Source organism: Sporomusa sp., assembly GCF_035561255.1.
GTDB lineage: Bacteria > Bacillota > Negativicutes > Sporomusales > Sporomusaceae > Sporomusa.
Genome location: NZ_DATMXX010000091.1, coordinates 1 through 11,518, shown reverse-complemented (window position 1 = coordinate 11,518; position 11,518 = coordinate 1). Strand labels below are relative to the sequence as shown.

9 protein-coding genes are annotated in these 11,518 nt (G+C 45.3%); all 9 read right to left on the bottom strand.

Features of this window, described 5'->3' with window-relative positions:
• Nucleotides 1–2,079, bottom strand: a 2,079-nt coding sequence (locus VN379_RS05460; RefSeq protein ID WP_325531614.1) for a host specificity factor TipJ family phage tail protein, incomplete at its 3' end; no start/stop codon positions are given.
• Nucleotides 2,076–2,471, bottom strand: a complete 396-nt coding sequence (locus VN379_RS05455) for a C40 family peptidase (protein ID WP_325531612.1) — start codon at nucleotides 2,469–2,471, stop codon at nucleotides 2,076–2,078. The genes VN379_RS05455 and VN379_RS05460, both read right to left, overlap by 4 nt.
• A 430-nt stretch (nucleotides 2,472–2,901) precedes the next feature.
• Nucleotides 2,902–3,390, bottom strand: coding sequence for a hypothetical protein (locus tag VN379_RS05450; RefSeq protein WP_325531610.1), 489 nt, complete (start codon nucleotides 3,388–3,390; stop codon nucleotides 2,902–2,904).
• The gene (locus VN379_RS05445; RefSeq protein WP_325531608.1) at nucleotides 3,383–3,859 is read right to left on the bottom strand and encodes a hypothetical protein; all 477 of its coding nucleotides are present in this window, start codon (nucleotides 3,857–3,859) and stop codon (nucleotides 3,383–3,385) included. The genes VN379_RS05450 and VN379_RS05445 overlap by 8 nt, the downstream gene beginning before the upstream one ends.
• Nucleotides 3,843–4,466, bottom strand: a complete 624-nt coding sequence (locus VN379_RS05440; RefSeq protein ID WP_325531606.1) for a hypothetical protein — start codon at nucleotides 4,464–4,466, stop codon at nucleotides 3,843–3,845. The genes VN379_RS05445 and VN379_RS05440 overlap by 17 nt, the downstream gene beginning before the upstream one ends.
• Before the next feature lie 240 nt (nucleotides 4,467–4,706).
• Nucleotides 4,707–5,660 carry a phage tail tube protein gene (locus tag VN379_RS05435; protein WP_325531604.1) on the bottom strand — a complete coding sequence of 318 codons (954 nt, stop codon included), beginning with the start codon at nucleotides 5,658–5,660 and terminating at the stop codon, nucleotides 4,707–4,709.
• A gap of 799 nt (nucleotides 5,661–6,459) precedes the next feature.
• Nucleotides 6,460–6,852 carry a phage tail assembly chaperone gene (locus tag VN379_RS05430; protein ID WP_325531602.1) on the bottom strand — a complete coding sequence of 131 codons (393 nt, stop codon included), beginning with the start codon at nucleotides 6,850–6,852 and terminating at the stop codon, nucleotides 6,460–6,462.
• A gap of 11 nt (nucleotides 6,853–6,863) precedes the next feature.
• On the bottom strand, nucleotides 6,864–8,147 hold the full coding sequence (locus tag VN379_RS05425) for a gp53-like domain-containing protein (RefSeq protein ID WP_325531600.1): 1,284 nt from the start codon (nucleotides 8,145–8,147) through the stop codon (nucleotides 6,864–6,866).
• A 40-nt stretch (nucleotides 8,148–8,187) separates the two neighbouring features.
• A partial coding sequence (locus VN379_RS05420) for a hypothetical protein (RefSeq protein ID WP_325531598.1) occupies nucleotides 8,188–11,518 on the bottom strand: 3,331 nt, incomplete at its 5' end.

Here is an 11,518-nt window from a genome sequence, read left to right as displayed (position 1 = left end):
TTCCTGTACCACGCCCTGCACACCGACGGTGACAATGCTTTGGGCTTCCTGAGGCGTTGTGGCTGACGGGTTGGTAATCTGCAGCGCAACCGTGTACGATTTTCCTGGCCGTAAGGTGACCTCCCGGTCCAGTTGAAGTGTCGTGGCCGTTGCTGCCAGCAGCCGTCCGGAATACCCCCACTGGGGTACATCATGGGCCAGCAAAACAACGTCATTAATCTGGCAGGCAATCGCATCAATGTCCGCGCTGTGTTCGACTGTCCGCTGCAGGTATTGATTGAGCCGCAGCCGGTATTTGGCTTCCCGGTACGCCTGAGCAACGGTGGTGACCCCATCAAGGGTAATCTGGGTGATGTTTGGCTCGGTCGTATTGTCATAGTCGTCGGCGTAGGCAGTGATCACTTCCTTCTGATAGGCTTTGTCCTGGTTAGTAAATGTCACTTCTATCGCATTGGCCCGGTCCTTGAGTCCTACGAAGGTTTCTTTAAATTTATCAGTAAGAATATTGCCGACTGTAAATAGCTGGACCGGTTCGCCGGGAGCATCACAGACACACCCGTACCGGGTCCCCCGCATGATCACCTTGCCACGGCCCACACCCTCCGGTTTTTGCAGCGAGGTCCATAGATCGGTCGCCGTATTGAAGATATAGTTAAAGGTCAGGCTACGGCTATCACAAAAAGCCGCCCAGCGGGCAAAATCCTGATAGACGGCCCGCGCAGCCGGTGTACCCTTAACAACAAACTCCAAATTGCTGGTATGGATATTTTTGATCTGCCGGCAGCGGTGGATCATGTCATAAGCAGCCCAGGCCGGATTGGTAGCCGGCTTTTGTTCATACTTACCGGCATCGGCATTCCAGACCCACACCATGTTTCTGGTTTGCAGCCAGGTTATATTGGGCATGCCTCCACTCAGTTGGTTAGTGGCCAGGGCCTTGATGCCGATAAGTACCTTACCCGGACGGGCAAAGTCGTCATAGATAATATTTGATAGCTGGGTCCAGAACACGCGGGTCGAGTAGCGGTTATTGGTCCCGCTCTTGGCACTGCACTTAACGCGCACCTCATAGTGGGCAGCAGGGAGATTGTCCACACGGTATGTGCGGTAGAATGAAGTATTCTTTGCTGCCGCAATTACTAAGTCAGTGGTGCTTCCGTCAGTGAAGTTACGCCAATTATCATCCCCAATCTTATTGTACTGGGCCTGCAGGGTGACCGACGCGTTCCCCAAACCGCCGCTGTCCTTTGCGTAGTATAAGCCATAGGGAAACTCCAGTGTGATTTCCAGGCCTTCCACCGCATTCCCCTCGGTTTGCTGGGTGATCCATTTGTTGTCGTTGTTAATTTCATAGGCTAACGCCTGATCAATATAGGTGTCGTTAAAATTGGCGATTGCCGTCTGGTCATTGGTCCCTAACCGGGTTTCAACGTCGATGTCTTTATAGTAGGAAACGGGGTTGTCGTTGATCCGGATATCGCTGATACTGTCGATCAGCCCTTCACCGCCGCACAGCAGAAGATTGAGATACTGATTGTCGCCATCGTTTGACACATGCTGGGCCAGTACCTGGCCAGACGTCCGCATGGTGCCATAGGTTACGGCCAGGGCATTGCCCTGATCAGTCAGCGGCTGGGAATTGCTCCAGTTGTAGGACGGATTGACTTCATAGCGGTCCGCCTTAGCCGCCGGGAACCAGTGATTGATGAGGGTGCCGCCGATCGCACTAACAGCGCCAGCGGCCATGTGGGCCCAGAATTTATTCATTATGCTTTTGCCGGCCAAATTCGATGCCAAACCACTTGTTAAATATCCCAATGCCAGCATGCCAATAGTCCTAAACCAGTCCTTGCCGCTTTTACCGACAACCGGGCAAACGGCAAGCCAGTCCTCATCATTGACTTGCTGCTCTTTGGCATTGTCAACGACATTGCCGCCAATGCTGACAACGAATTCATCCAGCCCCATAATATGGGGTTGAATATATTCATAAGCTGTTTTGCCGGGAATAGGTTCGCAGGTATGGATTTCCTTATCGGAATGGTTGAAGGGGTTTTTCAGTATAGTAATTGTAATCATTGTCTCACCTCCGGTACATAGAAGCCTTCGATGCGGTTTGCCCAGGCCGGACTGTCGACGCGGTCGATGTTGACGCCAAGCCCCTTGCGGGTATGGATAAACCGGCCCTGGCCGATATATACCCCCGTATGGTCACAGTAGACGGTAAACCGGATTACGACAAGCGCTGGCACCGGGATTTCCTGTTCACACCGGCGCCAGCCTGCCCGCTGCTCTTCCACCTCGCTATGAATCCGGCTGGCATCTTCACACGATATTTTGTAGTCAGGCAGTTCAATCCCATACCGCCGGAAGACTTCCGTGGACAGTCCCCAGCAGTCGAGCCCTACGGCAGGATCACGCCCGCCGTCGATAAAAGGCAGGCCAATTAGATCATTAAGTTCTTTATTCATACTCCCCCCAAATAAAAAATCGCCCTGCGGCGATTACGTTACCAACTTATTTGTTCCATTACAGTTCGGAGCTTACGCATACAGCTCGCCTCCCTATCGCACCGAATTGCCCCGGTCACGACAGGACTGCAGCAAAGGGTCTTTGATTTTTGTTGAAGGGGGCAGCATCTACGAAAGATGCTACCCCACTATTAGCCTTTCGTGTTGTTCTCACAAGGGAGCATCAAATGCGTCACTGCCGCTCTGGGCGGTACTGATACCTTGCTAGGAACAAGGTAGCGCTGACTGACTGCAGAAACCAAATTTCTGCAGTCAGTTGTTGTGCCCTTTGTTTGTCAGGAGGCTAGCAGTCACAAGGAGTTTTGCGATGCGGCTACTAGCTTCCGTTGTTTTGCAGTGAGTTTGGGTGGTATTTTGCAGTAAAAAGCTACTATCCTATTTCTTTTAATAACACCCCGTTTTCTGTGTAGCCTTCAATATTGTCAATATTGATCCATGAGCCTTCTTCAATTCTACACTTGTAAAACCGCATAATGGCACCAAACTCATCACAACTTACAATAAGATGAAACTGGATTTGAGGAAATCGTGCCTTGAGTTTCTCTTCCCACATTTCTACCATCTTCAATGCCAGTTTAAGCGAATTTCCAGGGCACGCCTCTACTTCTGGGAAGTAGTCATTAACATGAACGTGGTTATAAAACGCCTCCAATTCTGTCCTATCGTTAAAATGTTCATTGGGTGTGAAATGAGTATTCATATTAATCGATTCATTCCCTGCCCCTATCAAAATGCAACCATCCCACTCGATAAAATCCTTCAGAATAAAATCCGGCAGCTTAGGTATTTCTCCCCCCGGCGTGTCAGCTATTTTTTCCAGCTGTTTTTTCATAATGGAGTTACTTATTATTTTACTCAATTCCTTTTTCCCCCAAATACTTGACTAATCCTTCATTCAATTTTCTAACGAAGTCTGGATTTTTCAAGTTATCATTGACTGACTTTGGAGCCACATTACCGTCTTTGTCTACAAACACTTTCTTGACCTGACTAAACAGATATTTTGCTCCGTCTTCATCTTGGTAGTGAATCTGTCCCGGTCGTTTCCCTGGATTTGGATTCTCAATATCAATTCGAGCCGAGCTTCCTTTTTCCTTCCATAACGTTTTACTTGTTACCTGTACACCATCGGAACCAATCATTTTTCTAGGTTTACTCAACCCCTCAACAGCTCTCGGATATAGCAAGTCTGCGATCATAACTCCTGCTAACGCAAGACCCACCTTTTCTGTGGATGGTCCATTTTCTCTCCAGGATTTTACAATATCGCCAGCTATATCATAAACCCTTTGTGTATTTACCCTGTCCCGCTCATCGATTTTTTTCAAGCTCTTCAGAAAGCGGAATTCCGTGCTTAACCTTTACCCACATCCCATCAATACGTTCCAGCGTTATATCGTTCTTTATCTCTTCATTTGTTAAATCCGGCGGCTCATCAGAATTTGCTATACTATCAGGAGGAATCAAGTATTCAGCCCTCACATTAGATGAAAAATTATTCTCATCAATTTTATTATCTAAGTCATTTCGCTTGTACCATTCATAATATTGCGAGGCATCTTTGGGTAGAATAGGGCTTCCATCTACATCAGACGCCATAATTGTGTGACCGTCAGCATCTATATATGTTCCATCTGGATTCTTAATTGGAACTCCATATATATCAGCCATCAATCCATCTTTATTAGGGTAAGTTTTTTCAGCACTAGAATAAACTTGATCTATTGGCAATCCAGTAAGAGTAAAACTCCCGGAGCTTTGCTGAACATATTCACCTTGTTGGACATTGGAATTAACTTGCGGTACTAGTGGAGGCTCAGTTGGCGTAAGTTTTTGATCTTCTCCTAAATCACTAGGAGCATGACTAGTAAAGAATTCGCCAATATCAGCTATTTCATCTTTAATAAAATTAAAAAAGCTTTCCAATTTCGTCATAATCATCACCACCTTAATAGCACATTGTTAACCATCGAATGCTTGCAAACTGGGGAGACCACAAAATCTATTCGAAATTCATATCTCAAAAAAAAGTCTAGTACCGGTTTAAATAAAAAACACAAGCATGTACACCCTTCGATGCATAAGCTTGCATTTCTTAATTCATTTTCCATTATAAGGCTCAGATTCTTTTAAGACTCCCCTGGGATTTTTTTACAAGTTGGATAATAATTATACCTATACAACTGCATAAGAGGCATAACCATTCACCAAAGTGGCAACGATAGCACTGCCGCCGGCGCCGCTATTGTAAAAAGCTTTAAATGGTAAATTGATATAGATCCCTTTTTCGCTTTCGATACCGGGTGAGGTTTGCTGAAAAATGACCTCTTCCATAAAAAACTGCAGGCTGTGGGTGCCGCTGGTGAACTTGAACTTCAATGCGGATTTCGTGTTGTTAACCGCCTTATTCAGCAGCACCGTATCGGCAAAAAACGCCTTGATACTGCCGGAGACCTGGAGTATCCCCTCAGGCAAATCGGTTCGGCAACCGTTGCTGCCAATGGTATAGGTATTGCCGTCCAAACCGAAATCAGCGTTCAGGCTGGCTTCGGTTACAATCGCCAGTTGCGCTCCTGCTTCCTCAATCGTTCCTTGGAAGTTACTGAATTTCAGGAGTGGCAGTGCGGTCAGAGGGGACGCGAAGGGCGTCGCGCTAACGGTACGTTTGGCGCCAAGAATGTCAATATTGGCAGTTAATTCTGTATCAGCGCCATAGGTAAAGGAGAATTTGTTTACTTTGCAGCCGTTAAACTTTTCATAGGCCGGAATATCCGGATATTGCTGCTCCAGTACCAGCGATGGCTGGCTCTTAGTTACTTTAAATACATGGGTGTAAGGATCACCGGAGCCAATCGTAGCCGGATTGCCAAACATGGCCCTTAGCCAAAAGCCAATACCGGTTTGGTCCATCGGCACGACAATGCTGCCGGCTACGTCGTTATTGCCGATCGCCGGCTGGAGCTGGTCGCGACGGCCGCGAATGGTCGCAGAATCGATTTGATTTTGACTAATTGTGAGTTTCGATTGATTGATAGGCATGTTATAGCCTAGGGGAACTGCCGGCGTCAGTCCATAGGCAGTTTCATAGGCCAGGGCTAATTGAGAATTAAGTCCTTTTGCTCTTGACATGGTAAACCTCCTCAGAAATTAATGCTATAGCCATTAACAGGTGCAATTTTCACGGTTATTTCCATACGTCCGGGAAACCGTGGGAAGTAGGCCACCGGCTCGATGGTGTAATTCAATACACTAACCGGGTTGTCCGGGCTTAGCTGTGCAAGCTCCAGATAGATGAGCTGGCCAAGGTCATCACATTAAGACATAACGAAAGGATTATAAAATTGCTCCCATCATAATCCCATCCCTCTTTCTTCAATAGTGAAATATCTTGCCATTATTTATCACACTCCAGTTTTTCTACACGAAATTCGATTGTAGGTTTCCATGTGCTCAACTGTATGACATGTTGATTAAGTTCCTTGATATTATTGATAACTTCAGTAATTGCTTCAGTCTGCTGTTTGATAGTTGTCTCGTTGAGATTCATAAGTTTATCTTCGCGATCTTTAGACTCGTCCATGATCTTATGCACAAGTTTTCTGTAGGCACCTTCATGTTGGTTATTGTCATCTTTTCGTTTTTTCTTATGACGTACAGAAACCCTAGCACCATAAGAATAGGCACTAGGGATTCTCTGTTTTGAATAAGTAATTGAGCAATTTCGCCGGAACTCCCACGATGGCTCCTGATACGAGGTCACTGCCTCTACCAGCTCAAACATGTAATTGGAGGCAGTGGGAGAACAGATCTATTCCGGGGTAAAGTTCCCCTAAAGCCGCCTCGTTCTCCCGGCTACCACCATGTTATATCGCCTACGAAAATAGGCCAACCAGAAATTCTGGCTGATCTAATAATACGAAATAACCGCCTATAGCGGTTTTTCTGGCCAAACCAGGTTATCAACGTCACACGTTTTGGGCATATCCCTTAACGCCTGCCGGTACTCCTGCCATGCAATATATAGAGTTTCGCCTAGCCTACTTTTTGCGCTTAGCGTGTCAGTCCAATCACTTTCGCCCAATAATTGATCACGCTGCCTGCGGATTGCTGTTAGCTTTTCCACTGTAGTTTGTATATATGGTGGTTTCTTCTGTGGGGTTCCATCTGCATCGCGCTTAAAATCATTACCACCATTTTGTGTATAAATACGCCAATCTTCTTCAGATGTTTGAATCGCCCCAGAAGGTGGTTTCTCACAATTCACACCAGGAATATAGGTAGTTTTATAGTTTCCTTCCGAATCAAATAATACGTAATACATTCTGCCCCTCCTTAGTAACCTATTGCAAGCCAATAGTGATTTTCTAGTGGATTATAATTAGATGTCCAATAATCTTCTCTATATAAGAAACCAGTTTTAGTCACTGCATCTGCTCTTGGAGCATAACCGTGAACGTGACCTTCACCTGACAAAGATACTTGAACGTTAAAACACAGGTTAGGAAAGGCAATTGGAAATATAACAAAAACGCCTGCAATACCTAGAGCTAACTCTCTATTAGATACGCCCCATTGGATAATTAGGCCATTACTAAATTTTTGATAACCATTGGCAGTCAAAGAATGAGCTGCATCATAACCGCTTGATACGCCCAATTCCGCTTTTACATTTGCAATACTTTTTTCATACAAAAATCCATCTCCTGTACGTCCCATATAACCAGTGAATGCAGTAGCGTTAGTCGCAGGATTTACCATTCTAAGATAATTTGCACTAATATATCCATTTGAATCTCTTACAACAACAGTATTTGGATTTACAGCGGTGTCTGGATACGCACCTATTGCTGGAGCATATCCACCTACTTTGCTGGCATTGGCAGCAGTACCGGTACTAGCAAGTTTTGCGTCAAGTGCAGCCTGTAATCCATCGATATTTGCAATCGTATGGTTATGGCTGTCATCTACTACTACTGTCGTTATGGTTACGTTACCCGATCCGTCAAACGAGACAGAGCCTGTCACATCACCAGACAGTGTAATAGTTCTAGGTGTCGCAAGTTTTGTTGCAGTTGCAGAAAGACCGGAACATGCAGACGCCGTTGTAGCTGTATCTGCCGCCCCAGCCGTAGGCACTTTACCGCTGACAGCTATAGTAATACGGTCGTTAGTTGGGTCTGCCGTAATGGTTATATTTGCACCTTGGATAAATTCAAGTGTGTCTGTCGCAGAATCCGCTTGGATAGTTGTTGCCCCAATTAATATATTGCTCCATGCATTTTGGTTGACCTGTGCACCGGCTGCAATACCGGCCAACTTTAAAAAGTCTGTATTACTCATAAAGCCGTTACTAGAACCAGTTGCCACAGCATGAACATGTGCAGCTAACGCGAAAGCTGAAGACAGAAAACCGCCTAGTTTTTCAGCGTTCAGGCCGGTGCATAGAGTGCCGTTGCTGATAGGTATTTTACCGCCGGTATTGCCAGGCGTTAGTCCTTGCAGTGATAAAGCTTTGACTATGCCATCGTTAATAATCGACAAGATTTCTGCTCGCATAGCTGGCGGGAAGTCGGCTAGAAAACTTTCATTAGCGGGGAAATTAGGATCATGAGCCATGTACATCACCTCTTCTTTAGAATAAGAGAAGAGCTACTGTTTAGTAGCCCTTCGAACGCCAATCCAGTGCACCCCCTGTATCAGTCCCGGCCCGGTCCGTTATCTTGGCTGTAAAACTTGATTTTGTTTTCGTCAATATAACCGGAAATCGATTATCGCCTATTGCCATTGGTGTTAGCACCGGAATTTCGTAGTAAGTATGTCCATAGTTGACGGTTACGCCTCCTATCGGAATTGTTATTGTACCTGCCTTGTCTGTATCCGGTACATCAATTCGCAGAGACAAGTGATTGACTTCCGGTGTATTCGTTGGGTCATTCGTTGCCAATAGCACCCTTGCATCTAAGTATCTAAAGGTGTATTGGGCAGGTTTGAAGTCCTGCCATGCTAACCAATTTGTGCCGTCCTGGCTAGTCCGGATTTGTAACACGGCAGAACCAATACCGCGAAGGATAACCGTGGAACGAAAGTCACTGGTAATATTAGCAGTAATAACTTGGTTCATGTCTTTAGTTTGACAGGTATATTCACCTGTTGAGAAATATGTTCCAAACTCAGTAACACTTGTATTTACCTCTATCTGCGGACATGTAAATTCAATTGTCACAGCTTCATTTAAGGTTACTGTTGGACACATTATTGACCAGTATTTATAGTCAGATTGTGTTGTTGCATACAGTCGTTTACTAACTGTCCTTGACCATCCACCTCCTGCATCAGTAGTCCCAATACTAGTCCATCCTGATATGTTTGAAGATGTTCCTGACATCGAGACTGGTTTACTTGTAGTTGTTCTCCAGTAAATACTTGCCAAAAAAGATTCATTCATAAGGTATTGCAAGGAAGTGTTATACCAAAAACCATGACCTACGGCAATAGTACTTAGTTGAGTTACCCCAGTAGCATTAATTGGCGTTAATGTAAGTCTGTGAATAGGTTGTCCTTTGAAAGTTTCAGGTGAGATTATCAAAGAAGATGTGATGTTTGCAGGGTAATTATTATAAACTGCTGGTATTCTTTTTGTTGGAGTATCAAGTAGATTGACTTGCTTTAATTTTAATACCGTCTGCCCGCCAACATCACTAAACTTAGTCGTTGGATAATCACTAAATCTACCGCCCATATTCGACCAATTGATTAAGCTAGGCCCAAACTCGGCATTGTACTTAGTCCCCGTCTGTAGGACAATTTCGTCATATTCCTGTATGATGTTTTTCACAGGTAAATTACCGACATACACCCCATAAGATGCAGCGATTTGCGAGTATTTCAATGCTCTGTTAATCGCCTTAACATGGTAATAATAGTTGCGCTCGGTATCAACCTTGACCTTATACTCAGTTGTGGTAACGCCTGAAACTACTAACTGGCCCATATCAAAACTTGCACCCTCGGTAATCTCATAGGCTACAACATCAGACTCACTGTGTTTATCCCAAAATAGTTCTACATACTCACCATTTTGTATAGCGACAAGCCCTGTTACTGTCCCAGGCTCTACAGTGGAATAGTAGTGTTCATAAACTTCATCGGAGTAAAACCCTGCTGCATTTTTTGACTTAATCATGGCCTTGATATCTCCGGTATTGTCAGTTTGGTGTGTCCAACGGGTTTCCTTGGTTTCAGCTATTTTTGTCGCGGTATCCCACTCGTAACCAATACGGACATCATAAAAAGCTAAGTCACTTTCACTGATACCTGTCCATGTGATAATTAGCTGACTTCGGTCATTGGGGTTCTGACTGATCTTGATATTCGACACGGGCGAAGGATTTAGATTAAATATGCCTTCAACCTCTGCTGCATTCTGACTATAGTTTCCTGCAACAGACAAAGCCTTGATGAAGAAAGTATGTCGATTTTCGTCTAATACCTGTACCTCGTGGAATGTCCCTGTGGCCCGACTTGCGATAACTTGCCCAGTATCCCAATTATTGCCCATGCGAATTTCGAAATATGCTACGTCCTTGGATATGGGATTATCCCATATCAAGGTAACAATAGTACGGTCTGTAATGCTCTGTTGGGCCGCAAATCCGGTAACATCGTAGGGGTCAATCATAGCTGTAAGGCTGATATTTGCAGCGTTTGAGTAGTTTGCTGCCACCGTTTTTGCCCTGATACTAAAGTTATAAGTGCCGCTAGTCGGTAGCGTATAGCGGTAGAAAAGTTCGCGCGTAAAATAGATCTGACTGCCCACCGTGATTTGATAGCCTTCAATGTCTTTGCCAGGACTAGCATTCCATGACAATATAGCAATGCTACGGTTTTGGGGATCTTGCTCTACAACTAACCCGATGGGTGTATCTGGACGCAATATAACTTGCACTGTTTTGGATGACTCAATTAGACTATCCTTTCCCGAAACATTATACGCCCGAATCATAAATGTCTGACTGCCTTCTGCCGTTAAGGAGTGCAAGTAACTGGTTGCCTTTAGTTGTGTCGCGATTACTGTTGCTGCATCCCAATCGGTATTGCCCGTGCGAATTTCGTAGTAGGCAATATCTTTTTCGCTGTTGGCCGTCCAGGATAATAATAATTTACTCCTGTCCGTTTCCTGGATGACAACAGAAAAACCAGCCACCTGTGTCGGTTCTACGATAATACTTATGGATTCTGTCGCCGGTATCTCTGATGGATTGCCGCTGTTGTCAATGGCCCTAACGCTGAAATTATGGACGCGGCTTTGAGTCGCGGTATAGATGTACTGCGTGTCTGATATCGGCGTAGGCGTTAGGACTGTGCTTCCTTCCATCAGTTGGTAGCCACGAAGGTCGATATCGGTGACGGCAGGCCACGTGAGAGTTATTTTTGTGCAGTCGCTCGGGCTTATATTAGCAGACAGACCGGCCACGTCAGAGGGGTAAGCGTCTTTGCCGGTAACATATACCGAAATGGATACAATCCCGTTTGAGACAACGCCAACATAACTAATGGTACAAACCTTTACTAAATAGGTCGTTTGGGTTTTAACGCCGATAATTTTGGTACTGAGTGCTGTTATGCCGGTTGCCCATTCGCTCCAGGTTTGCCCATTGTCGCTGCTGTACAAAACTTTATAGCCGCTAACCAGTTTATCACGTGGAATGCTCCATGCTACATTCAGATTGGAAGCCATCGTGCCGTCTTTTTGCAGGTAGGTTTCTTCCGCCACACTTACATTGCTGATTTCGGTTGTTGTCTCAAGCGCGCTGTAGTTGACTTCCGGTATATCCGATGCCTCCGTATAGACTGCCTCAATATATTCAATGCAGGATATTTTGCGCCGCAAATCCTGGTCCTGGCTGATGCTGAGCACCCGGAACGGCTTGACCACTTTGCTGGTTTCACCAAAACTATATAGATCCCATTGCTGCGGCACATGGGAC

What these genes read in the sequence shown, in the direction of transcription:
- VN379_RS05435 (WP_325531604.1), bottom strand. Translation starts at nt 5,660, where the DNA reads ATGTCAAGAGCAAAAGGACTTAATTCTCAATTAGCCCTGGCCTATGAA.
- VN379_RS05425 (WP_325531600.1), bottom strand. Translation starts at nt 8,147, where the DNA reads ATGGCTCATGATCCTAATTTCCCCGCTAATGAAAGTTTTCTAGCCGAC.
- VN379_RS05455 (WP_325531612.1), bottom strand. Translation starts at nt 2,471, where the DNA reads ATGAATAAAGAACTTAATGATCTAATTGGCCTGCCTTTTATCGACGGC.
- VN379_RS05430 (WP_325531602.1), bottom strand. Translation starts at nt 6,852, where the DNA reads ATGTATTACGTATTATTTGATTCGGAAGGAAACTATAAAACTACCTAT.
- VN379_RS05440 (WP_325531606.1), bottom strand. Translation starts at nt 4,466, where the DNA reads ATGACGAAATTGGAAAGCTTTTTTAATTTTATTAAAGATGAAATAGCT.